Origin of the sequence: Streptomyces sp. ICBB 8177 (assembly GCF_003144095.1) — a bacterium.
In the GTDB taxonomy this organism is placed as follows: domain Bacteria; phylum Actinomycetota; class Actinomycetes; order Streptomycetales; family Streptomycetaceae; genus Streptantibioticus_D.
The window spans coordinates 674,922-696,083 of record NZ_NSKH01000018.1; the positions used below are offsets into that span (position 1 = coordinate 674,922).

Below are 21,162 nucleotides of genomic sequence, written 5' to 3' on the forward strand. Positions count from 1 at the left end.
CTCGTCGCTGCCCACAGGTCTGCCCCTGCGGGCGGGTGGTATGCGCGGACGGGAAGAAGGGTTGCGGGGCGGGCGGCTCAGCCCGTGCGGGGCGGGTCGTCCTCCTGCCAGCGGGCCCGCAGGTCCCGCAGCGTGCCCGACAGCAGCCGGGAGACGTGCATCTGGGAGACGCCGATCCGCTCGGCGATCTCGACCTGCGTCATGTTCCCCCAGAAGCGCAGCAGCACGATGGTCCGCTCGCGCGGCGGCAGGTCGTTGAGCAGCACCCCGAGTGTCTCCCGGACCTCGGTGAGCTCCAGCTCGTTGTCGTCCTCGCCCAGGCGCTCCGACAGCGGGGTGCCGGGCTGGTCGTCGCCGGGATCGCCCAGCGCGTCGAGGCGGTCGATCCGGTACGCGCGCGCCGCCCGGATCCCGTCGTCCACGTCGCACGCCCGCACGTGCAGGTACGCGGCGATCTCGTCGGTGCTGGGGGCGCGGCCGAGGTCCTGCTCGAGCCGGTCGGAGCCGCGCGCCACGGCGAGGTAGAGCTCCTGCACCCGCCGGGGCACGTGCACCGGCCACGAGGTGTCCCGGAAGTAGCGCTTGATCTCGCCGGAGATGGTGGGGATCGCGAACGTGGAGAACTCCACGCCGCGCTCGACGTCGTAGGCGTCGACCGCCTTGATCAGGCCCACGACCCCGACCTGCACGATGTCGTCCATCGACTCGTGCCGGTGGCGGTAGGAGGCGGCGACGTAGCGCACCAGCGGGAGGCTGAGTTCGATGAGGGTGCCGCGCACGTAGCCGTAGGCGGGGTCGGCCGGGTCGAGCGCGGCCAGTCGGCGCAGCAGCACGTCGGTCAGCGCACGCGCCTCGGCCTTGCCCATGGCACGCATCTGCTCGGGTTGCAGGCGCGGCAGGCGGCCCCCGCCGGGGGCGGGGGGCGTCCCGGCCGCGCGGGTCGTCCGGGTCGACGTGGGCATGAGAGGTCATCCCCTAGCGCCGGCAACGGTGTTCCCGGCGGTGTCTCGTCGGTTCACGCCGGGCGAACGGACCACCGGTCCGCTCGCCGTGGTCCCGGCCCTGACGCCCGGACCGGGCCTGACACCCGGACCCGGCGCGAACCGGGACGACCTTCACCCCTCCACCCTGCCGTGCCCGGCCGGTGAGCGCCAACGCACGCCCGTCCGGGTGACGCGTGTCCGCCCTATCCGGTCCGCGTCAGCCCTTCCGTGAGGCGGTCGGCCAGGGCTCTGAGGTCGTCGGCGACGAGCGAAGGGCGGGTCAGGGTGCGCGGGAACTCGGCGCCGTCCCGGTGCACCCAGGCCGCGTGCAGCCCCGCCCGCCGCGCGCCGTCGACGTCCCAGGGGTGGACGGCGACCAGGAGGGCCTCGCCGGGCGCGACGCCCAGGCGTTCGACGGCGTCCAGGTAGGCACGCGGCGCGGGCTTCCACTGCCGCGTCGCCTCGACGCTGAGCATCGCCTCGAAGCGGTCGGCCAGTCCTGCCTGCCCGAGCAGCCGTTCCGCGACGGCCGCCGGGCCGTTGGAGAGCGTGGCCAGCCGGAACCCCGCGGTGTGCAGCGCCATCACGCCCTCGGGCACGTCGGCGTGCGGCTCCAGGGCGGCGAACCCGGCCAGCACGTGGTCGACCGCGCCGTCCAGGTCCGCCGGGGGCCGCGGCAGGCCGGACAGCAGGGTGCGCGCCTCGTCGTGGGCGAGGGCGAGGAAGTCGGCGTAGCCGCCCGCGGCGGTCGCCGCGATGCCGTCGCGCAGCAGCGCGGACAGCCACGCCTCCGCCAGGTGGGCGGGCGCGCCGATCGCACGGAAGCGGCCGGCCAGCGGTGCCGGATCGCTGAGCGTGCCGTTGACGTCGAAGAGGATCACGTGCGGTCCCGGGAGTGCCATGCCCGTCTCCCGGCCCGCTCAGCGCTTTCCGCGTCCGCCTGACGTCCGCTCGGGTACGGACGTCAGGCACAGCACCTGCTCCATCTCCTGGTCCCCCAGGCTGCTGCCGCGGTCCTCGGCCGCGAAGTCGTCCATCAGCGCGCCGCGGGCCTCGCGCACGGCCGTGGGCTGCCCGGACAGGTAGGCGCTGACCTCACCGGAGATGCGCTTCGGACCCTGCGAGGGGCGGCACTCGCTGGTGTCGTAGTGCGCGTAGCGGATCACCGGCCGTTCGCCGTCGTGGGCCTCGGTGACCTCACCCGGCCCCTGCTCGGTGGTGAAGTGCTCCGCGAGGGCGCCGAACACCACATTGGCGTCCTTGGCGGAGCACCCGGCGAGCTTGACGTCGACGTGGTGCACGTTGCTGTCTGTGGCCATCGGAATTCGTCCTTTCCTGACCGGATCCGGCCGCCGGCTGTCCGGCGCGGGTGACGAACGGGGCGTCGCGGGGCCGCGACGTCACGTCAGCTCCCGCGCCGCCACCTTCAGGTCGGAGACCAGCCCCTGGTAGACCTTCTCGCGTTCGTCGTCGTCGGCACGCAGTACGGCCGACGGATGGATGGTGGCCACCAGGCCGCACGCCGGACGCCCCGACGCCTCGCCGCGGTGGCCGTCGCCGGGCTCGCCGCCGCCCTGACCGAGATCGGGCATCGGCATGAGCACCCCGCGCTGCTTCGTCACCCGGAAGGACGACCCCAGCAGCGCCTTGCCCGCCGTCGCGCCCAGCGCCACGACGACCTGAGGGTCCAGCAGGTCGAGCTCGGCCGCGAGCCACGGGCGGCACGCGGTCATCTCGCGCAGGTTCGGCGGCTTGTGGATGCGCCGCTTGCCGCGGGTGGCCATGGAGAACTTGAAGTGCTTGACGGCGTTGGTGACGTAGCCGACCTCGGGATCGATGCCCGCGTCGTCCAGGGCCCGCGCCAGCAGCTTCCCGGCCGGTCCGACGAACGGCCTGCCCTGCCGGTCCTCCTGGTCGCCCGGCTGCTCCCCGAGCAGCACGATCCGCGCCGCCGCGTCGCCCTCACCGAAGACGGTCTGCGTGGCGTCCCGGTACAGCGGGCAGCCGTGACACCCGGCCGCCGCCTTCCGCAGCGCCGTCAGGTCCGCGTGTGCGGGCACGAACGAGGACGCGTCATACGCCTGACCGGCTCGTTCGCCGTCACTGGATGCCATCGCGCCCTCCGTTCGCTCTGGCGGGGCGGGTACCCGGCTGCTCACGGCTTATGTGGACATATGCCTGGCGGACGGATTCCGGTTACGGTGACGGCATGCCCGAGTTGCCGGACGTCGAAGGCTTCCGCGAGGTGCTGGCGCGGCACGGCGAGGGCCACCGCGTGGAGCGGGTGAAGGTCGCCGACGCGGGCGTGCTGCGCGGGGTGTCGGCCGCACGATTGCGCCGCGAGCTGCGCGGCCGCCGCCTGGGCACCCCCACCCGGCGCGGCAAATGGCTGATCGCGCCCACCGGGGGACCGACGCTGCTGCTGCACTTCGGCATGACCGGCCGGCTGGTCCACTGCGCGGAGAAGGACGCACCGCACCCCCACGACCGCGTCGTCATCGCCCTGCGCGGCGACGGCCAGTTGCGCTTCCGGGACCAGCGCAAACTGCAGGGCATCCGGCTGGAGGACGACGCCGGAGTGCGGCGCGTGCTGGACTCGCAGGGGCCGGACGCGCTGGAGGTGGACCGCGCCGGCTTCGACGACCTGATGAGGGGACGACGAGCCCGTGTGAAGTCCGTGCTGATCGACCAGTCCGCACTGGCCGGGCTCGGCAACCTGCTCGCAGACGAGATCCTCTGGCGCGCCCGCCTGCACCCCGCCCGGCGCGCCGACACCCTCGGCCCGGACGAACTGCGCCGGCTCTACGGCCGCATGCGCGGCGTGCTGCGCTCAGCCGTGCCCACCGGTCGGGTGCCGCCGAGGCGCTCGTGGCTGACCGGCCACCGCGCCGACCCGGACCCGCACTGCCCGCGCTGCGGCCATCCGCTGCGCCGCGGCCGGGTGGCGGGGCGCGGGACGGTGTGGTGCCCGCAGTGCCAGCCCGAGAAAGGCGGCTGAGCGGATGGGCGCCGCGCACGCGGGGCGCGCCCGCCCGGCGTACTCGCGCCAATCCGGGTGCCGGGTGCGTGCGGGCCCGGAAGCGGGGCAGACGCTCCAACGGAGGTGGATGTCCTATGGTTCCCCTGCTTCTGGTGCTGCTCCTGGCGGTGCTGTTGTTCGGCGTGGGCTTCGCGCTGCACGTCCTGTGGTGGGTCGCGATCGTCGTGCTGGTGCTGTGGCTGCTGGGCTTCCTGGTACGCCCGGGCTCCGGCGCCGGGCGCGGTCGCTGGTACCGATGGTGACGCCGACGAGGTGTCGATGACGTCCCCGTGACGTCCCCGGGCGGGCACGACGCGCTCCGCCCCCGCGGGCCGGTTACCTGACCGGCCCGCTCCCCTGAGCGCCGGGCGGCCCCCGGCGCTCAGTTACGGCCCGGCAGCTTGACGACCGTGACGAAGAAGTAGTCGATCTGCCGGATCGCCGCCATGAACTGGTCGAGGTCGACCGGCTTGGTGACGTAGGCGTTGGCGTGCAGCCGGTAGCTGCGCAGGATGTCCTCCTCGGCGGCCGAGGTGGTCAGCACCACGACCGGGATGTGCTCCAGGTCCGGATCGGACTTGATGCGTTCCAGCACCTGACGTCCGTCGTACTTGGGCAGGTTGAGGTCGAGCAGGATCAGGTCGGGGGACGGCGCGTCGGTGTGGTCGCCGCGCCGGTAGAGGAAGTCCAGGGCTTCCAGGCCGTCCCGCACGACGTGCAGGTTGTTGCCGATCTTGTTGTCCTCGAACGCCTCGCGCGTCATCATCTCGTCGCCCGGGTCGTCCTCGACGAGCAGGACCTCTACGGGCTGGGCGGTGGCGTTCATGCCGGAGTTCCTTCCGTGGTGCGCGGAGCGTCGTGCCGTGCCGGGGCGTCCTCGGCGGGCAGGGTGAAGCACACCCGGGTGCCCTGGGCGCGGGTGGTGTCGAGCCAGATGCGGCCGCCGTGGTGCTCGACGATCTTCTTGCACATCGCCAGTCCGATGCCGGTGCCCTCGTAGGCGTCCCGGGTGTGCAGCCGCTGGAAGATGACGAAGACCTTCTCGGCGAACTCCGGCGCGATGCCGATGCCGTCGTCGGTCACCGTGAGGAGCCACATCCCGTCCTCGTCCCGCACGCAGTCGATCCGCACGTGCGGGGCGGTGTCGGGGACGCGGAACTTGATCGCGTTGCCGACGAGGTTCTGCCACAGCATCGTCAGCAGCGTCGGGTCGCCGGTGAGCACCGGGAGGTCGCGCGGGCGCTCGATGTCCGCGTGCGTCTCCTCGGCGACCGCCTCCAGGTTCGCCAGAGCCTTGCCCAGCGCGGCTCCCAGGTCGACCGGCTCGCGGGCGTCGTAGTGGCGGCCGACGCGGGAGAAGGTGAGCAGGTCGTTGATGAGCACCTGCATGCGCTTGGCGCCGTCCACCGCGAACGCGATGTACTGCGTACCGCGTTCGTCCAGCTGGTCGCCGTAGCGCTTCTCGATCAGCTGGCAGAACGACGCCACCTTGCGCAGCGGCTCCTGCAGGTCGTGCGAGGCGACGTAGGCGAACTGCTCCAGCTCGGCGTTGGATCGCTGGAGTTCGACCGCCTGGTCGCTGAGTTTCGCCTGCTGCTCGCGCGCGGCGGTCAGCGCGGCGACGACCGTCTCGCGCATCGATTCCACGTCCTCGCCCAGATCGCGGATGTCGCGGGGCCCGGCCGCCGGGATGCGCCGGGCGAAGTCCCCGCCGGCCACCTGCCGCGCCGACAGCCGCAGGGACTCCAGCGGCCTGCCGACGTTGCGCCGGGCGAGCACCATCAGCGCGGCACCGGTCAGCAGGAAGAGGACCAGCAGCGCGGCGAACGTCGCGTCGCGCACGGTCTCGTCGGTGTCCAGCCGGTGGCGCAACTGAGCGGAGTCGGTGTCGAAGTGCGCGTTCTGGGCGGTCATCAGGGCGCGCAGGTGGTCGAACGCGGTCTTGCTGCCGTCGACCGTCGTCGGGCTCACCGTACGGCCCGCCCGGGTGGCGGCGACGATCGGCTCGGCGTACTGGCGCCGCCAGTTCCCGGCGGCTTCCTCCAGAGCCGTCAGGTCCTGGACGAGGGCCGGCCGGTGCCCGACGAGCCGGGTGATGGTGGTGGACGCCTGCCGTTCCGTCGTCAGGCCCTGGGTGTACGGCTGGAGGAACTCGGTGTCGCGGGAGATCACGTAGCCGCGCACCCCGGTCTCCTGGTCGAGCAGGGCGGACTGGAGGGTGACGGCGGCCACCCGGGCCGGCGCCACGTGGTCGGTCAGCTGGTCCGAGGTGTCCTGGGTGGTCCGGAACAGCACCACCCCCGCCACTCCGGCGACGACGACCAGGACGGTCATCACCCCGGCCATGAGCTGGCACCAGCCCTGCACGGTCAGTCCCCGGCGCGCGGTGCTCCGCGGTGCCCGTGCCGCCTGCGTCACTCGAATGCCCTCCGTCGTCCTCGTGTCCCGGGTCGCCTCGGTCGGCCCGGTCGCCTCGGCCGTCACGGCGCGTCCCACCGAAGCTCGACCACCGCGACGTCGTCGGCGAATCCGTCGCCGGTCGTGGTGGCCTCCTCCGCGTCGGCGATGAGCGCGTCCACGAAGGCGGCGCCGTCCAGCGCGGCACGGCGCGCGGCCAGTTCCGCCAGGCCGTCCTCGCCCAGCCGGGCCACACCCGCGCCACCGAGCCTGCCCTCGAAGAGCCCGTCGGTATAGAGGGCGACCGCGCCGCCCGGCGGAAGCTTGAGCGGCACCGGCCGCCAGTGGTCGCCGGACGACGACAGCAGCCCGAGCGCCGGGCCGAACGGTGGATCGACCAGCTCGACTTCGCCGGCGGAGCGCAGCAGCAGGCCCGGGTGCCCGGCGCGCAATACCGACAGGCTGCCGTTCGTGCAGTCCAGCGCGACGGACGAGACGGTGGCGAAGATCTCGGGCCCCGAGCGTTCGGCGATCAGGATGCGCTCCAGTTGCCGCATCAGCGCCTGGCCGCTGACGCCGCTGAGCACCAGGGTCCGCCACGCTATCCGCAGGCAGACCCCCAGCGCCGCCTCGTCGGGGCCATGGCCCGAGACGTCGCCGATGACGGCGTGCACGATGCCGTCGTCGGCTTCCACCACGTCGTAGAAGTCGCCGCCCAGCAGCGCGCTGGCCCGGCCCGGGCGGTAGCGGGCCACCACGGAGACCCCTGGGTCGGCGCGCAGCAACGGCACCGGCAGCAGCCCCCGCTCCAGCCGGGCGTTCTCCTGCGCGCGCATCCGCTCCGCCTGCAGGGCCGCGGCGGCCTGTTCGGCCTGCTTGCGCTGCACCGCGTACTGCACGGTGCGGCGGAACAGCTCGGGATCCACCCGCCCCTTGACCAGGTAGTCCTGGGCGCCGGCGGCGACCGCGGCGAGGCCGGTCTGCTCCCCGGCCAGCCCGGTGAGGACCACCACGGCCGCCACAGCGGCCTGGCTCAGCACGCCGTCGAGCGCCGCCATGCCGTGCGCGTCGGGCAGGTGCAGGTCGAGCAGCACGCAGTGCGGCATGCCCTCGCGCAGGGCGGCGTGGGCGTCTTCCAGGGAGCGCACCCAGCGCAGACTCGCCGGCAGGCCGCTGTCGGCGAGCAGCTCCTCGACGAGGAGCGCGTCACCCGCGTCGTCCTCCACGAGCAGCACGCTCAGCTCCGCACGGAGCTGCGGCGCCGTGACACCGGTACCGCGCGGTTGCGTCGGAACCACCCATGACCCCCAGCAGCATCTGGCCTCACCCCAGGTGAAGCGGCCCACTCTCCCACGCCGAACGCGAAGGGGTGTCCCCCTCACCCTTCCTGGCCGGAGCAAACAGTTGTTGGGTGACAAACGATCCCTCGATCGTTGCCGAGAAGCAAGCCGCCCCTGGTGCGGGCCGCCGCGGGGCAGCCACCGTACCCTCGCACGCCGGGTGTCGTACCCCGGTGCGATCCTGGGAGGAGGTCATCACGGGGGAAGGGCGAGGGGATGCTGACGGTCGACTCGACGCGGGCCGGGATAGCCGAGGCCCGCGACGCCGCGCAGGCGTACCTGGGCGAGTCCTGCCCGTGGGCGGATCGCGGTGCCGTGGTGCTGGTGGCGTCGGAGCTGATCACCAACGCGGTGCGGCACGCCGGCGGCTGGTGGCGCATGCGGCTGCTGGCGGCAGACGGGCTGCTGACGATGGAGGTCGAGGACGCGAGCCCGCTGCCGCCCCGGCCCCGGCCCGCCCAACTGGACGGAGGGGGCGGGCTGGGCTGGCACCTGGTCAGGCGGCTGGCCGGCCAGGTGGAGGTACGCCCCGGGGAGTCGGGCAAGGTGGTCCGGGTCAGCTGGACGGCGCCCTCGCCCGCCACGGTGTGAACCGCCACGTGTCCGGGCGGACACCAGGGCTCAGGTGTGGTGAACGTCTCAGGCCGTGCGGGCGTCGGCGTCCGCCGTGCCGTCGGACATCTGGTCCGCGGCGGTCGCGCAGAACGCCTCCAGGCCGTCCAGCAACGCGGACCGCTTCGCGGGCGGCATCCGCTCGACGACCGTGCGCAGTTCCCGCTCGCGCCGGGAGCGCAGGTCACCCAGGAACTCGCGGCCACGCGCGCTGACCCGTAGCCGCACCTCACGCCGGCTGGTGTCGCTGGTGGCCCGCTCCACGAAGCCCACGGCCTCCAGCCGGTCGCACAGCCGGCTCATCGACGGCGGCGTGGAGCCCAGCGCCTCGGCCAGGGTGCGCAGATTGATGCCCTCGTTGTGTTCCAGGATGAACAGCACCCGCAGCTGCGAGGTGGACACCGGCGCGGTCGACGCCCGGCCCCACAGCACTTCCAGCAGCTCCGCGGCCACGGAGGCGACGCGGGCCACCTCGTCGGGCTGACGGCGCTGGGCGGAAGGACTCACGCCTCCACTCTCGCAGGCCGCGGCGCCCACTGTCAGCGCGGCACGGGCAGCCGCGCCCGCGAACCGCCGCAAATGCGGCCCAAACCGGCGGAGGGGTAGCGCGCCGAGGACGGGGTAGCTGCCACACCATGGGGAACGCACCCGCCCGCCCGGGCCGCCGGGCCGTCTGCCCGCCGCACGCCGGGAGCCGCTGTGACCGCCGCTGACGGCGGTCTGGCGGGGATCTGCGGTGCGGCCCTGCGCTCCGCACCGCCGCACGCCCTCGTCCCGGCCGCCGCCGAACTGCTGGCCGAGCACGCCGGGGCGAAGGGCTGCGACGTGCTGCTCGTCGACTACGGGCTCACCGTGCTCCAGCCCGTCGCCGAGGAGCCCCGGCCCGAGGACGCCGTCCCGCTCGACCAGGGCCCGCTCGGCCGCGCCTTCGCCGCCCAGGAGGCCGTCGTCGGCAGCGACGAGCACGGCGTCACCGTCCACCTGCCGCTGTCGGTGCGCGGCGACCGGCTCGGAGCGCTGCGGGTGCGACTGCCCGCGGGCACGCCGTACGCACGAGACACCGCGCCGCTGCTGGACTTCGCCGACGTGCTCGCGCACGAGATCGTCGCCGCGGGGCGCCACACCGACCTGTACCTGCGCTCCCGGCGCCGCCGCAGGCTCACCCTCGCGGCCGAGATGCAGTGGCAGCTGCTGCCCGGCCTAGGCTGCGTCCGCGACGAGTACGCCATCGGCGGTCACCTGGAGCCCAGTTACGCCATCGGCGGCGACAACTTCGACTGGAGCACCGGCGAACGCCGGCTTCTGGTCGCCGTCACCGACGGCCTGGGCCAGGGCATCGACGCCACGTTGCTCACCTCACTGACGGTCGGCGCGCTGCGCAACGCCCGCCGCGCCGGGCTCCCACTCGGCGATCAGGCGCGTCTGGCCGACCAGGCCGTGCACGCGCAGTACGCGGGCAAACGGCACGCCTCCACCGTCCTGCTGGAGTTCGACGTCCCCACCGGCACCGTCCGCGCCGTCGACGCGGGCTCGCCCAGGGTGCTGCGGCAGCGCGGCGGACGGGTCGAGGCCGTTCCCCTGGAGGCGCAACTGCCGCTCGGCATGTTCGAAGAGACGCCCTACGAGGAGCAGACCTTCGAGGTCCTGCCGGGAGACCGGCTGGTCGTGGTCAGCAGCGGGGTGCACACCGCTCGCTCGCGCGACGGTGACACCTTCGGGGACCAGGCACTCCACAGGGCGGTCGCCGAAAGCCGGCTCGCCCCGCCCTACGAGACCGCCCGCTCGGTGGTGCGCGGCCTGACGCGGTACCTGGACAGTCCCGAACTGTCGGCCGACGCGGCGGTGGTGGTCATCGACTGGTACGGGCCGGACGGGAGAACGTGAACGACGCCCCCGCCGCGAAGGACGCTCCGCCCGCGCCGCCGCCGGCGCGAAGGGTCACGCCCGTGGCCGCAGCGCCGCGTAGGCCTCACGGAACGCCCGCAGACCCCGTGCGAGATCGCCGCGGCGCTCCTCGGGCATCGCGCCCAGCACCTCGCCCAGGTCCCGCTCCCGCCGGTCCGCCACCTCGGCCAGGAGCGCGCGCCCGGCGGGGGTGAGGGTCAGCAGGATCTCGCGGCGGTTGTCCGGGTGGGCCAGCCGGTCCAGCAGCCCGGCCGCCTCCAGCCGGTCGCACAGCCTGCTGGCGGCGGGCGACGTGGTGCACAGCGCCTCGGCCAGTCCCGTCATGTTGAGCGGTGGTCCCGCCTCGGTCACCTCCAGCACCCGCAGTTGCAGCGGCGACAGACGTGGACTGACCCGCCGCGGGGCCCGGGACCACAGACACGCCAAAGTCCGGACGGCGTCCGCCAGTTCGCGAACGCCGTCCGGCGGTCCGGGCTCCGTGCCGGGCTCAGCGGCCATCCGTCCGGGGCCCGGTCTGTTCGGGTACGCCCCCGCTCTCGCCCCGGTCCCGCGGCTCCCGCGCGTCCTGCGGGGGCAGCGTGCCGATCCCCTTGCGGTCCTCGTCGGGCAGCCCACCCGTCGCGCCGCTGAGCGAGTCGGCGCGGGCCGCCTCCACCGCCTGCTCGACGGTGTCGTGGACAGGAGTGTTGAGGTTCACACCTGTCAGCTCCAGCAGGCGGCGCACTGCGCTGGTGGGCGCGGCGATGCGCACGGTGCCGTCCACCAGCCGCACCTCGCGGTTGACCCGCAGCACGATGTTCAGGCCGGAGGAGTCCATGAAGGGCACTTCCTCCATGTCGAGCACCAGGTGCTTTCTGCCGTGCGCGATCTGGTTGGCCAGCTGGTGGTGGAGCTTGGTGGCGGTGTCCACGTCCAGCTCGCCGCCGATCCTCACCACAGCGAGCCACGACTCGGGAACGGCCACCTCGACCACGAGCGGGGCGATCTCCATTGGCACGACGTGTACCTCCACGAACTCGGATGTATGAGCGGCGGTTACCCAGGGCCGCCGCTTCCATTCGTCCCGTTCGCCGCCCGCCCTCTGCGGACGGCCTGTCAGGCATGATTCGGCCCCGAGTGGCAAAACGTCCAGGAGTGACGCCCGAGTGAACACGAACGATCGCGGAGGTTCCCGATGCCGAAGGTCTTCGACCGGTCCGCCGGTCCGCGGAGCCGCTCTCGCGACCTTCTGCTCGGGACCGCGGGCGCGGGTGCCGCGGACGCCAGGGACCTGGTGCGCGAGGTGCTGGAAGGCGGCCTCGACGGGCGGCGCACGGCGCGGCCCGACAGCGACGTGGTGCTGGCCGTGTCCGAACTGGTCACCAACGCCCTGCGGCACTGCGCCGGCCCGGCCCGCATGCGGGTCGTCCCGCGTGAGGACGGTCTGCTGGTCGAGGTGCACGACGACTCGCAGAACCCGGCACGGCCGCGCGACGCGCACAGCGACGGAACGGGTGGCTACGGCCTGCACATCGTCGAGGTCCTCGCCGACCGCTGGGGCAACCGCCGGACACCGCGCGGCAAGGCGGTGTGGGCGCTGTTCGCCTGGAGGTAGCGCGACCGGCATCCGGTGACCGCAGGCGGCTCTCGGATTCCGCGCCGTATACGTGGTGCGCGGACGGGCAGACGCTCTGCATGGCACAGACGCATACGGAACGGGAAGGAAAGTTCGAGGGACTGGGCGACGGGCCCCTGCCGGCCCTGGACGGTCTGCCGGGCGTGGCCCGGGTGGCGCCGGGGGAGCCGGAGGAACTGGACGCCCTCTACTACGACACGCCCGGCCTGGCTCTGCTCGGCGCGGGCTCCACCCTGCGGCGCAGGACCGGCGGTCACGACGCGGGGTGGCATCTGAAGACCCCCGCGAAGGACGGAGCTCGCCACGAGACCCGGGTTTCGGCGGCCGACGGGGAAGGGGAGGCGCCGCCGGGCGAGATCACCCGGCTGGTCAGGGCCCGGGCGCGGGGGCGCCAGGTGGTGCCGGTCGCCCGGCTGCGTACCCACCGCGAGCGACTGCTGCTCCTGGACGCCCGCGACCGCCTCCTCGCGGAGGTCGCCGTCGACCGGGTCTCGGGACAGGTGCTCGGCACGGTACGGACCGACGGCGAACGGGAGGGCGAGCCGCCGGGCGACCGGACCGTGCTGACCGCCTGGTCGGAGGTCGAGGTGGAACTCGACCGCGGCGACGAGGCCCTGCTCACAGCGGTCGGCAAACGCCTGCGCAAGGGCGGGCTGCGCCCCGGCGGCCATCCCTCCAAGCTCCAGCACGCGCTGGCCGCTGCCGGAGCCGCACCGCGTCCGCCCGCCCGCCCGGCCCCCGGCAGCGCGGGCGCCGTCGTACTGGACCGGCTGCGCACGCAGACCGAGGCCCTGCTGACCCTGGACGCCGCCGTGCGCGCCGACGAACCGGACTCCGTGCACCGCATGCGGGTCGCGGTGCGTCGGCTGCGGTCGGCCCTGAAGACCTACCGCGGACTCTTCCTGCCCGGCAGCACCCGGGAACTGGAACGCGGGCTGCGCCGGCTCAGCCGGACCCTGGGAGAGGCCCGGGACCACGAGGTGCTGGGGGAGCGGCTGGGCGACGACCTGGCGGCGCTGGCCGCCGACCCGGCCACCGCGGCGCTGACCGGCACGGGCGCGGGGCGGATCACCGGCGAGGAGGCGCGGGCCTACCGCACCGCGTGGCGCGGCGTCGTCGAGGTGCTCGACAGCGGTCGCTACTTCGCGCTGCTGGACGCGCTGTGCGCCTGGCTGGCCGATCCGCCGTTCGGCTCGAAGGCGGAACGCACGGCGCGCGGGCGCCTGGAGAAGGCCGTGCGCCGCCGTCGCAAGAAGCTGCTGGCGCGCGCCGACCACGCGTTGACGCTGGAACGCGGCCCGGCCCGCGACGAGGCGCTGCACGCCACGCGAAGGGCGGCCAAGCACCTGCGGTACGCGGCGGAGACGGCCCGGCCGGTGGTGGGCAAGCCGGCGCGGAAGCTGGCGAAGCGAGCCAAGGCGGTCCAGAAGCTGCTCGGTGAGCACCAGGACTCGGTCGTCGCCCGCCGCGCCCTGCCCCTGCTCGCCGACCGTGCCCACCGCAAGGGCGAGGAGACCTTCGGCCACGGGCTGCTGTACGCGTACGAGGGCGGCCGGGCGCAGGAGGCGTTCGCCGCGGTGCCGGGCGCGTTGCGGAAGGTGTCGAAGCGGCGTCTGAGGCACTGGCGATGAACACCACTGAGGGGCCCGGCGCGCCGGGCCCCTCAGTGAGCGCTGGTATCAACGTGTACGACGGCTTCCCATCGCGCCGGACGGCGCTGGATCAGTCCTCGGTCAGCAACTGGGTGCGCAGCCGGGTCAGGGTCCGGCTCAGCAGCCGGGAGACGTGCATCTGGGAGATGCCCAGCTCGGCCCCGATCGCGGCCTGCGTCATGTCCGCGCCGAACCGCATCGACAGGATGGTCCGCTCGCGGTCGGGCAGACGCGCGATCAGCGGCTTGAGGGCGGTCAGGTTGTCGACGCCCTCAAGCGCGGGGTCCTCGGCCCCGATGCGGTTGGCCCACGCGGTGCCGTCGTCCTCCTCGTCACCGGCCTGCGCGTCGATGGAACCGGCGCTGTAGGCGTTGGCGGCGATCCTGGCCTCCAGGACCTCCTCCTCGGTGATGTTCAGCCGCTCGGCCAGCTCGCCGACGGTGGGGGCGCGGTCCAGCTCGGCGCTGAGCGCGTCGGTGGCCTTGGCCAGGTCGATGCGCAGCTCCTGAAGCCTGCGCGGCACCCGCACGGCCCAGCTGGTGTCGCGGAAGAACCGCTTGATCTCGCCGACGATGGTCGGCAGCGCGAAGGTGACGAACTCGACGCCGTAGTCCGGGTCGAAACGGTCGACCGCCTTGATCAGCCCGATCGTCCCGACCTGGAGGATGTCCTCCATCTGGTCGGCTCGGTTGCCGAACCGCTTCGCCGCGAAGCGGACGAGCGCCATGTTCAGCTCGATCAGGGTGTTGCGTACGTACTGGTACTCCTCGGTGCCCTCCTCAAGGCGTCCCAGGCGCGCGAACATGACCTTGGACATGTCACGCACCTCGGCCACCGACGCCCCCGTCGTGTCGATCGGGGTGTCGACCGCCGTGGTGCTGACCTGTTCTACGAGCTGGACCGACATCGGGTCTGCCCTCCCTGGGATCCGTTTGACGCGAAGCCATGGAGGCGCCTACCCACACCTGAAGCGGCAAACACGAATTCTGGTACGTATTTCGAGGAGGTTCCCCGCCCGGGCGCGGGGCTACCGGCCGAAATGGCCCTTTACCAGACATAACGCCCGCGCGGGAGGGGGTGGTGCCCGGGCGGGAACCTTCCGCGTTCAGGCGGAACGCGCTCCCGAGGCGCCGCGGGACGCGCACAGCAGCCAGCGCGGCCGCTGCCCCGGCAGCGTCAGGCCCAGCGCGCCCAGCGCCTTGAGCAGGGCGTCGTCCCACTCGGCGGTCTCCCGCCCCGGCACGTCGGGACCGAGGTCGGCGCACTCGCCCAGCGGCACGCGCACCACGTGGGCGGTGAGCAGGTACATCGGCGCCTGCTCCCTGCCGTACGGAGTGAGTTCCACGCCGAGGGACCGCAGCCGCTCGTCGCGCCGCAGGAAGTAGCCGTGCGCCTGCGGCGACCACCGTTCGGTGAAGCCGGTCGAGGCCAGCAGCCGGTCCTGCGCCGCCTCACGGAAGCCGCCCTCGGTGTCGGGGGAGTACCAGTCGACGGCCAACTCGCCGTATTCATCGGTTTCTTCGGCCTTCCAGCCGTCCGCGCCACCGAGGTCGTAGCCGTAGGCGAGGAGGGCGTCCGTCGGGTTGCTCACAGGCAGTGCTCCGTAGCGGAAGGCCCGCGAGCGGCTCCCGCGGGCGTGTGGTGCCGGCGCGTCCTCTTCGTGCAACGCCACCGTGCGGTCGTGTCGTTGCGGATCGGAGCCGACTCGAACCGCTTACCCCGGACCGGACGGGCTGACGCGTGGCGGTCCCGCGTGTAGCGGATCGGCCCCCGGGTAGCCGCAGCCCCACGCACGACCGACCATCGCGCGCCGCGGCCCGCCCGCGGGGCGCCCGACGGGAAGGACCTCCATGACTGCCCGGCAGCACACCAGCACCGCCCGGCACAAGGCATACCGTCGTCGCACCCCCGCACTGCGCGCCGCGCTCACGGCCGCCGCGGGATCGGTCCTGGTGACCACGGCCGCCGCCGGTGCGCCGGCCCAGGCGGCGGCCCCGACCGCACCGCACCGGGCGGCCCCGGCGTCCACGGCCGCCCAGCGGGCGCCGGCCGACCTGCGCCGCGCCGTCGACGACCTCACCGTGCGCACCCCGGACGGTTCCGCCCTCGGCCAGGCCCGGCTCTTCGCGGTCTACCGGGACCTGCGCGCGGCGGGTGTCGACGACTGGACCGTCGTGGGCGCGGAGGACCCGGGACGGCCCGAGGTGGTGCTGCGGCTGTGGCACACGGATCCTGCGAAGGTGCGCGCCGTGCGACAGTCGATCGCGTCGGCGCTGCGGGTGACCTCGCGGGCGCACGAGGTCTACAGCGTGGGGCTGCTGGCGCCGGTCCACCCCGGCTCGGCCGCCGCACGCGGCGACGTGGCCGAGCTGACCCGGGTGGCACGCGAGGCGGGCGGTCCGGGCGCGCTGGTGGACCCGCAGCCCGATGTCGTCCACGTCCACCTGGAGGCCGACCGGCTGAGCGAGTCCGCGCTGAACGCGGTGCGGGCTCAGGCCGCCCGCACGGCCGGTTCACCGGTCGGCGCGGTCCGCGTGATCGGGGAACCGTAAGCCCCGGCGCGCCTCGCTCGCGACCCTCACCGGAGGACAGCCGCGGTCCTCGGACATACGGATGTCATATGAACGCGATAAAGTTAGTTAGCCTCAAGCAACTAACTTCCTCGCGGTCGGCGCGTACGCGACGCGAAGGGGACGGGAATCACAGAAGTGGGCATAGCCAGGAGAACAACCCCAGCACCGGCGACGCCGGGCGGGTCCCCGGACGCGTCGGCGCTGGGCCCGCACTACAAGTGGATCGCGCTGTCGAACACCACCCTCGGTGTGCTGATGGTGATGATCAACCAGTCGATCGTGCTGATCGCGCTGCCCGACATCTTCCGGGGCATCCACCTCAACCCCCTCGACCCCTCCAACACCAGCTACCTGCTGTGGATGCTGATGGGGTTCATGGTGGTCACCGCGGTGCTGGTGGTCACCTTCGGCAGGCTCGGCGACATGTTCGGCCGGGTCCGCATGTACAACATGGGCTTCGCGGTCTTCACCGCCTGCTCGATCATGCTCTCGCTGACCTGGTTGCACGGCAGCGCGGGCGCGCTGTGGCTGATCGGCTGGCGCATCGTGCAGGGCATCGGCGGCGCGCTGCTGTTCGCCAACTCCACGGCGATCCTCACCGACGCCTTCCCGGCCAAGCAGCGCGGGACGGCGCTGGGCATCAACTCCATCGCCGCCATCGCGGGCTCGTTCCTCGGCCTGATCCTCGGCGGCGTGCTCGCCCCGGTCAACTGGAAGATGATCTTCCTGGTCTCGGTGCCGTTCGGCGTCTTCGGCACGATCTGGGCGTACGTGAAACTGCACGACACCGGTGTGCGCCGCAAGGCGAAGATGGACTGGTGGGGCAACGTCACCTTCGCCGTCGGCCTGATCTCGGTGCTGGTCGGCATCACCTACGGCATCCAGCCGTACGGCTCGAGCAGCATGGGCTGGGGCAACCCCTGGGTGCTCACCGCGCTCATCGGCGGGGCCATCGTGCTGGTCGGCTTTGTGGTGATCGAGAACCGGGTGGCCGAACCGCTCTTCCGCCTGTCGCTGTTCAAACTGCGGGCGTTCACCGCGGGCAACATCGCCAGCCTGCTGACCGCGCTCGGCCGCGGTGGCCTGCAGTTCATGCTGATCATCTGGTTGCAGGGCATCTGGCTGCCGCTGCACGGCTACAGCTTCGAGCAGACCCCGCTGTGGGCGGGTATCTACATGATCCCGCTGACCATCGGCTTCCTGTTGTCGGCGCCGGTCTCCGGCTGGCTGTCGGACCACTTCGGCTCACGGGCCTTCACGGTGGGCGGCGCGCTGCTGACCGCGGCGAGCTTCGTGGCGCTGATGGAGCTGCCGACCGACTTCAGCTACTGGGTCTTCGCCCTGCTGATCCTGGTCAACGGCCTGGGCTCCGGCCTGTTCGCCTCGCCGAACCGCGCCGAGATCATGAACGCCGTCCCCGCCGACGCGCGCGGCGCGGGCGCGGGCATGACCGCCACGTTCCAGAACTCCTCGATGGTGCTGTCCATCGGCATCTTCTTCAGCCTGATGATCGCGGGCCTGTCCCACACCCTGCCGCACACGATGCACGACGGCCTGGTCGCGCAGGGCGTGCCGAACGCCGAGGCCACCCAGATCTCCCAACTGCCGCCGATCGCCGTGCTGTTCGCGGCCTTCCTGGGCTACAACCCGTTCCAGCAGCTGCTCGCAGGCCACCTGGGCGGGCTGCCGCACGGCGGCGCGACCATCACCGGCAAGGAGTTCTTCCCGCACCTGATCTCCGGTCCGTTCCACCACGGCCTGGTGATCGCCTTCTGGTTCGCGGTTGCCGCCTGCGTGGTCGCCGCGTTCTCCTCGCTGCTGACCGGCCGCCTCGGCCGTCGGCACGAGCAGCGCACCGAGCCGCTGGGCGAGGAGCTGGCCGCGGTCTCCGGTGAGGCCGGCATCGCGATGAGCGAGCTGGTCGTCCCCGACGAGGGCGGACGCCCGGAGGACCGCAGGGCCTGACACCCGCACGAGCGAACGACGCGGCGCCCGCCCCTTCGGCCTGGTCGGAAGGGGCGGGCGCCGCGCTGTCGAGGGTCAGCCGGTGGTGTGGAGGCGGTACATCACGGTGCCGTGCGCGGGCACCGTCGCCGACACCGACGAGGTGAACGGCGTGGTGGTCTTGCTGATCAGGTCCTTGGCGGCGAGCTTGGCTCCGGCCGAGTAGCCCAGCTCCTGGCTGCCGATGGTGAAGGTCTGCTGCTTGGCGCTCTTGTTGAGGAAGACGACCGCCTTGTCACCATTGGCCAGCGGCTTGACCAGCACGTCGTAGGTGGCGTCGCTGTAGACCTGGTGGCCCTGCACGCCGGCCGGATCCTGGTCGACGGCGATGACGTCGGTGTTGCCCAGGATCGCCAGCGCGGAGGGACTGAGCTTGGTCAGGTCGGTGCTGCTGATCAGCGGCGCCGCCATCTCGGCCCACAGCACCACCTGCGACTGCGTCTCGTCGGCGGTCAGGCCCGAGTCACCGGCGAGCAGGAAGTCCGGGTCGTTCCAGTGACCGGGGCCGGAGTAGGCGCCCAGCGGCACGTTGTAGCCGTAGTTGGCCATGATGCTCGACCACTTGTCGCTGTCCTGGCCCAGCGCGATGTCCCACCCCTCGCGCCACAGGTTGCCGTACTTCGGCGTCCACTGGAGGATCTTGTACCAGTCGGCGGTGCCCTGGAAGTACGCGGGCGCCGACTCCGAGAAGACGATCTTGCGGCCGCTGTCCAGCAGCGCCTGGCTCATCTTCTGGTACTCCTTGCGGTACGTCTCCTCGTCCGACTGCCCCTGCACACTGGGTACGTTGCAGCCGTCGAGTTTGAGGTAGTCCACGCCCCAGGAGGCGAAGCGCCTGGCGTCGGCGGCCTCGTGCCCCCAACTGCCCGGGTAGCCGCCGCAGGTCTCGGTGCCGGCGTCCTCGTAGATGCCGAACTTCAGCCCCATCTTGTGCAGTTGGCTGCCGACGTAGGCCATGCCGTCGGGGAACTTGGTGGAGTCGCCCACCAGGTTCCCGTTGCGGTCACGGCTCTTGGCCATCCAGCAGTCGTCGATGGTGACGGTGTTGTAGCCCTTCTTCGCCAGGCCGGTGCCGACCAGCGCCTTGGCCTGGTCGAGGATGAGCTGCTCGGAGATGTTGCACTGGTAGTACGACCAGTCGTTCCAGCCCATCGGCGGGGTGAGCGCCAGGCCGTTGTAGGCGGGGGAGGTGTTGCCCGCCTTCGGCGGCGCGGTGTGGGCGGCGGGCGTGGCCGGGGCGGCCTGGGCGGGCAGCGCCGCAGTGAGCGCGAGGGCGCCGCCGATGGCCAGGGCGGTGGTGATCGCGTGGACGAGGCGCTTGCGGGACGGGTGTATCAACGTGTCGACCTCACTCGGCTCAGGGCCGGACCGGGAGCCGGCCGCTGGGGGATACCGGACTGTGCGGACGTGCGGTGGTGCGGTCGTGCGGTGTCGCGTGTTACGTGGTGCGGTCGTGCGGTCCTGGGGCGGGCGCCCTGCCGGGGCACCCGCGGTCGGGGTCGGGGGGCCGGTTTCAGGCGGAGCGGTCGTGCGGTCCCGGGCCCGCGTCCTGGACCGGCTGGGCCAGCGCGGGGGAGTCCAGGAGCGAACGCGGCTCGCGCACTCCGGGGGCCGGGGCGGCCTGGGGGTCGGGCCAGTGGCCGCTGTTCTGCCAGTAGGCGCGGATCTCCTCCAGCTGGCGGCCCTTGGTCTCCGGCGCCATCACGGCGATGAACGTGATCGCGAGCAGCGCCAGCACCGCGAACCCGCCGAACGTCCAGGACGCGCCGACGTGCGCGAGCAGCGAGGGGAAGAACTGGGCGACCAGCAGGTTGGCCACCAGGTCGGCGGCGAGCATCACCGAGGCGCCCAGCGACCGCAGTTGGGCCGGGAACGCCTCGCTCGCGTAGACCCAGATCAGCGAGCCGAAGCCGAAGTTGAACGCGGCGGTGAACAGCGTGATGGCGGCGAAGCCGACCCAGGTGCCGCCGCCGTGCACGGCACCGGTGCCGAACACCGCGCTGAGCACGACGAGAGTGGCGAGCATCGTGCCGATGCCGCTGAGCAGCACGACGCGGCGGCCGAACCGGTCGACGATGAACAGCGCGCAGACGGTGGCGACCAGGGAGACCAGTTCGACCAGCGAGGGCAGGAAGAAGTTCTGCCCGCTGCCGGTGAAGCCCATGGTCTGGAAGATCTCCGGGCTGTAGTAGGTGACCGCGTTGATGCCGGTGATCTGGCAGAAGAAGCCCATGCCGACGACGAACACCGTGGCCCGGGCGAACGGCTTGCGCACCAGCTGCCCGAGCGATCCCCCGTTGCGCCGCTCGGCCCGCAGCTCGCGGTCGATCGCCGCCGTCTCGGCGACCGGGTCGACGTCCGGGTCGGTGTCGGCCATCACGCGGGCGGCCTCGTCCAGGCGCCCCTTGAGGATGTACCAGCGCGGGGTGTCGGGCAGCCGCAGCAGCGGGACCACCACCAGCGCCGCCGGGATCGCGGACAGGCCGAGCATCAGCCGCCAGTGACCGCCGCCCGACAGGCCCCAGTTGACGAAGTAGGTGATGGTGATGCCGGCGACGCAGGCCACCTGGTAGGTGGCGACGGCGGCGCCGCGGATGCGGGCCGGGGTCGACTCGGCGATGAACAGCGGCGCCGCCACGATCGACACGCCGATCGCCACCCCGAGCAGGAAGCGGAACGCGTACAGGACCCCGACGCCCGGTGAGGCGGCGGACAGTGCCACGAAGACCGCGTAGCAGGCGGCCACCAGCACCATGGTCATCCGGCGGCCGATCGCGTCGGCGAGCCGTCCCGCGGCCAGCGCGCCGAGGATGGAACCGAACACCAGGATGCTGTTGACCAGGCCCTTCTGCCCCGAGTTGAGGTGGAAGTCGCGGGCGAGGAAGACCAGCGCGCCGGAGATGCTCCCGGTGTCGTACCCGTAGATCACCCCGACGACGGCACCGGTGAACGCGATCCGGTGACCCGTGTCGAAGCGGCGCCGCGCGGGGGGTGCGGCGGTCTGTGACGCCATGGTGCGGTCCTTAGAACAGGGCAAGCGGCTGATTGATTGTGCGAGTGTC

General features: G+C 72.7%; 22 protein-coding genes. 8 read left to right on the forward strand and 14 right to left on the reverse strand.

What is annotated here, in order from left to right; translation table 11 throughout:
- Positions 1 to 77: 77 nt before the first annotated feature.
- The 4 genes from CK485_RS11330 to CK485_RS11345 form a co-directional block, all read right to left on the reverse strand.
- Positions 78 to 962 carry a SigB/SigF/SigG family RNA polymerase sigma factor gene (locus CK485_RS11330; protein WP_199239315.1) on the reverse strand — a complete coding sequence of 295 codons (885 nt, stop codon included), beginning with the start codon at positions 960 to 962 and terminating at the stop codon, positions 78 to 80.
- Positions 963 to 1,186: 224 nt separating this feature from the next.
- Positions 1,187 to 1,885 (reverse strand): haloacid dehalogenase type II, encoded by a 699-nt coding sequence (locus CK485_RS11335; RefSeq protein ID WP_109449582.1) that lies wholly within the window; start codon positions 1,883 to 1,885, stop codon positions 1,187 to 1,189.
- Between the two features lie 18 nt (positions 1,886 to 1,903).
- Positions 1,904 to 2,302, reverse strand: a complete 399-nt coding sequence (locus tag CK485_RS11340; protein ID WP_109449584.1) for a hypothetical protein — start codon at positions 2,300 to 2,302, stop codon at positions 1,904 to 1,906.
- Between the two features lie 81 nt (positions 2,303 to 2,383).
- Complete coding sequence (locus tag CK485_RS11345; protein WP_109449586.1) at positions 2,384 to 3,097, reverse strand: UdgX family uracil-DNA binding protein; 714 nt, start codon at positions 3,095 to 3,097, stop codon at positions 2,384 to 2,386.
- A 95-nt stretch (positions 3,098 to 3,192) separates the two neighbouring features.
- On the opposite strand from CK485_RS11345, the gene CK485_RS11350 reads away from it, so the two are divergent.
- Positions 3,193 to 3,981: a DNA-formamidopyrimidine glycosylase family protein gene (locus CK485_RS11350; RefSeq protein ID WP_109449588.1), complete on the forward strand. Its 789-nt coding sequence runs from the start codon at positions 3,193 to 3,195 to the stop codon at positions 3,979 to 3,981.
- Between the two features lie 116 nt (positions 3,982 to 4,097).
- Complete coding sequence (locus CK485_RS11355) at positions 4,098 to 4,265, forward strand: hydrophobic protein (RefSeq protein WP_109449590.1); 168 nt, start codon at positions 4,098 to 4,100, stop codon at positions 4,263 to 4,265.
- 119 nt (positions 4,266 to 4,384) lie between these two features.
- Here the strand turns inward: CK485_RS11355 and CK485_RS11360 are convergent, their stop codons facing one another.
- The 3 genes from CK485_RS11360 to CK485_RS11370 form a co-directional block, all read right to left on the reverse strand.
- Complete coding sequence (locus tag CK485_RS11360; protein WP_109449592.1) at positions 4,385 to 4,828, reverse strand: response regulator; 444 nt, start codon at positions 4,826 to 4,828, stop codon at positions 4,385 to 4,387.
- The gene (locus tag CK485_RS11365; protein ID WP_241968284.1) at positions 4,825 to 6,420 is read right to left on the reverse strand and encodes a sensor histidine kinase; all 1,596 of its coding nucleotides are present in this window, start codon (positions 6,418 to 6,420) and stop codon (positions 4,825 to 4,827) included. The genes CK485_RS11360 and CK485_RS11365 overlap by 4 nt, the downstream gene beginning before the upstream one ends.
- A 62-nt stretch (positions 6,421 to 6,482) precedes the next feature.
- Positions 6,483 to 7,640 (reverse strand): SpoIIE family protein phosphatase, encoded by a 1,158-nt coding sequence (locus CK485_RS11370; protein WP_241968440.1) that lies wholly within the window; start codon positions 7,638 to 7,640, stop codon positions 6,483 to 6,485.
- Positions 7,641 to 7,955: 315 nt separating this feature from the next.
- Between CK485_RS11370 and CK485_RS11375 the strand changes: the two genes are divergently transcribed.
- On the forward strand, positions 7,956 to 8,330 hold the full coding sequence (locus tag CK485_RS11375; RefSeq protein WP_109449596.1) for an ATP-binding protein: 375 nt from the start codon (positions 7,956 to 7,958) through the stop codon (positions 8,328 to 8,330).
- A 48-nt stretch (positions 8,331 to 8,378) separates the two neighbouring features.
- On the opposite strand, the gene CK485_RS11380 is transcribed toward CK485_RS11375, so the two are convergent.
- Positions 8,379 to 8,858, reverse strand: coding sequence for a MarR family transcriptional regulator (locus CK485_RS11380; protein ID WP_109449598.1), 480 nt, complete (start codon positions 8,856 to 8,858; stop codon positions 8,379 to 8,381).
- 192 nt (positions 8,859 to 9,050) lie between these two features.
- Between CK485_RS11380 and CK485_RS11385 the strand changes: the two genes are divergently transcribed.
- Positions 9,051 to 10,235, forward strand: a complete 1,185-nt coding sequence (locus CK485_RS11385) for a PP2C family protein-serine/threonine phosphatase (RefSeq protein ID WP_241968285.1) — start codon at positions 9,051 to 9,053, stop codon at positions 10,233 to 10,235.
- A gap of 54 nt (positions 10,236 to 10,289) precedes the next feature.
- On the opposite strand, the gene CK485_RS11390 is transcribed toward CK485_RS11385, so the two are convergent.
- Both CK485_RS11390 and CK485_RS11395 read right to left on the reverse strand, forming a co-directional pair.
- A complete protein-coding gene (locus tag CK485_RS11390) occupies positions 10,290 to 10,754 on the reverse strand; it encodes a MarR family transcriptional regulator (RefSeq protein ID WP_109449600.1) in 465 nt (154 codons plus the stop codon).
- Positions 10,744 to 11,247 (reverse strand): STAS domain-containing protein, encoded by a 504-nt coding sequence (locus CK485_RS11395; protein WP_109449602.1) that lies wholly within the window; start codon positions 11,245 to 11,247, stop codon positions 10,744 to 10,746. Before CK485_RS11395 ends, CK485_RS11390 begins: the two co-directional genes overlap by 11 nt.
- Before the next feature lie 183 nt (positions 11,248 to 11,430).
- Between CK485_RS11395 and CK485_RS11400 the strand changes: the two genes are divergently transcribed.
- Together CK485_RS11400 and CK485_RS11405 are read left to right on the forward strand one after the other, a co-directional pair.
- On the forward strand, positions 11,431 to 11,850 hold the full coding sequence (locus CK485_RS11400; protein ID WP_109449604.1) for an ATP-binding protein: 420 nt from the start codon (positions 11,431 to 11,433) through the stop codon (positions 11,848 to 11,850).
- Positions 11,851 to 11,930: 80 nt separating this feature from the next.
- The gene (locus CK485_RS11405) at positions 11,931 to 13,502 is read left to right on the forward strand and encodes a CYTH and CHAD domain-containing protein (protein ID WP_109449605.1); all 1,572 of its coding nucleotides are present in this window, start codon (positions 11,931 to 11,933) and stop codon (positions 13,500 to 13,502) included.
- Positions 13,503 to 13,593: 91 nt separating this feature from the next.
- Here CK485_RS11405 and CK485_RS11410 read toward each other — a convergent pair whose 3' ends face one another.
- Together CK485_RS11410 and CK485_RS11415 are read right to left on the reverse strand one after the other, a co-directional pair.
- Positions 13,594 to 14,430 (reverse strand): RNA polymerase sigma factor SigF, encoded by an 837-nt coding sequence (locus CK485_RS11410; RefSeq protein ID WP_109449607.1) that lies wholly within the window; start codon positions 14,428 to 14,430, stop codon positions 13,594 to 13,596.
- A gap of 198 nt (positions 14,431 to 14,628) precedes the next feature.
- On the reverse strand, positions 14,629 to 15,114 hold the full coding sequence (locus tag CK485_RS11415; protein WP_109449609.1) for a hypothetical protein: 486 nt from the start codon (positions 15,112 to 15,114) through the stop codon (positions 14,629 to 14,631).
- A 259-nt stretch (positions 15,115 to 15,373) separates the two neighbouring features.
- Here CK485_RS11415 and CK485_RS11420 point away from each other — a divergent pair, with 259 nt between their 5' ends.
- Together CK485_RS11420 and CK485_RS11425 are read left to right on the forward strand one after the other, a co-directional pair.
- On the forward strand, positions 15,374 to 16,075 hold the full coding sequence (locus CK485_RS11420; RefSeq protein ID WP_109449611.1) for a hypothetical protein: 702 nt from the start codon (positions 15,374 to 15,376) through the stop codon (positions 16,073 to 16,075).
- Between the two features lie 156 nt (positions 16,076 to 16,231).
- Positions 16,232 to 18,061, forward strand: a complete 1,830-nt coding sequence (locus CK485_RS11425; RefSeq protein WP_342673474.1) for an MFS transporter — start codon at positions 16,232 to 16,234, stop codon at positions 18,059 to 18,061.
- Between the two features lie 75 nt (positions 18,062 to 18,136).
- Here CK485_RS11425 and CK485_RS11430 read toward each other — a convergent pair whose 3' ends face one another.
- The gene (locus CK485_RS11430; protein ID WP_109449613.1) at positions 18,137 to 19,438 is read right to left on the reverse strand and encodes a glycoside hydrolase family 27 protein; all 1,302 of its coding nucleotides are present in this window, start codon (positions 19,436 to 19,438) and stop codon (positions 18,137 to 18,139) included.
- Positions 19,439 to 19,613: 175 nt separating this feature from the next.
- On the reverse strand, positions 19,614 to 21,113 hold the full coding sequence (locus CK485_RS11435; RefSeq protein WP_109449615.1) for a sugar porter family MFS transporter: 1,500 nt from the start codon (positions 21,111 to 21,113) through the stop codon (positions 19,614 to 19,616).
- Between the last annotated feature and the right edge of the window lie 49 nt (positions 21,114 to 21,162).